Origin of the sequence: Rahnella sp. PD4 (assembly GCF_049199325.1) — a bacterium.
GTDB classification, from domain to species: domain Bacteria; phylum Pseudomonadota; class Gammaproteobacteria; order Enterobacterales; family Enterobacteriaceae; genus Rahnella; species Rahnella perminowiae.
Genome location: NZ_JBLZQF010000024.1, coordinates 1 through 1,156 on the forward strand (window position 1 = coordinate 1; position 1,156 = coordinate 1,156).

The window sequence follows — 1,156 nt, forward strand, 5'->3', positions numbered from 1 at the left end:
GTTTTAAGAAGCTTTTTCAGGTACTTCGCAGGCAGGGGCACGTCTGGAACCACATGCTGTAATCTTAATACGATCCCAGTCTGTGATATCTGAGGTGATTGCCATGAAAACTTTCGTTGGACTTGATGTTTCCCAGAAGAAAACAAGCATCTGCGTTATAGACCATAACGGTAATAAAATTCGGATGGTTAACGTCGATACGCATCCTGGTGTTATAGCTGATTATCTCTTTTCTGAAGGATTTGATAAGTCGAAAGTGGGTCTGGAGACAGGGCCGCTTTGCGTCTGGCTTTACCATTCTCTCAGGAATTTTGGTCTGGACGTTGACTGTATCCACGCACGACATGTTCATGCGGCTTTATCTATGCAGTTAAATAAAACCGATCAAAATGATGCTTTTGGTATAGCAAGACTGGTTCTTTCCGGCTGGTACAAGCCAGTACATGTCAAAAGTCTTCAATGCCATCAACAACGACTCATTCTTACCAGCCGGGAAAAATTGGTCCAGCTTCGTGTTGCCGTAACGAATCAGATCCGCGGACTTTTGAAAACATTCGGGGTTGTTCTTCCACCCGGGAAAAATAGTGTTTTTGAACGTGCCGTACTCGAGTCATCACCTTCGCTGGAAACAGTTAAACCTGCAGTTATTATGTTGCTTGATACTTGGGAACATCTTTCCGGGCAAATAAGAAAATTTAACTACATGCTAGAAAAATTAGCCCGAAAAGATCCGGTTTGCCAGATATTGCAATCTATTCCGGGTGTGGGTGTTCTGACAGCATTAAGTTTTAAAACGTCAATTGACGACCCCTCTCGCTTCAGACGGGTCAGCGATGCAGGAGCTTTCCTCGGATTAACGCCCAAAAAGTATCAATCCGGCGAAGTTGACAGAAATGGGGGAATCTCAAAGCAGGGAAACAGAATGACACGTACGCTTATCTACGAAGCAGCATCCTGCCTGTTAACGCGTTATGGTACTGATACAAGCCTGGCAATATGGGCAAATGGACTCCGACGCAGGATGGGTTACAAGAAGGTTATTGTTGCCCTGGCTCGAAAACTGACGACATTGATGTTAAGTATGTGGAAATCAGAGACATTTTATAATGAACGTCTTAAAGCGGTAAATTAAAGAACGAAAAGTCATAATCAAATC

General features: G+C 43.6%; 1 protein-coding gene. It reads left to right on the plus strand.

All coding sequences use genetic code 11. The features are described 5' to 3' along the window. The first annotated feature begins 103 nt into the window (after positions 1-103). Positions 104-1,132: an IS110 family transposase gene (locus ACOZIO_RS25015; RefSeq protein ID WP_129955538.1), complete on the plus strand. Its 1,029-nt coding sequence runs from the start codon at positions 104-106 to the stop codon at positions 1,130-1,132. Positions 1,133-1,156: the final 24 nt, after the last annotated feature.

Excerpts from the sequence above, each read along its gene's own strand:
- ACOZIO_RS25015 (WP_129955538.1), top strand. The coding sequence starts at position 104 with ATGAAAACTTTCGTTGGACTTGATGTTTCCCAGAAGAAAACAAGCATC.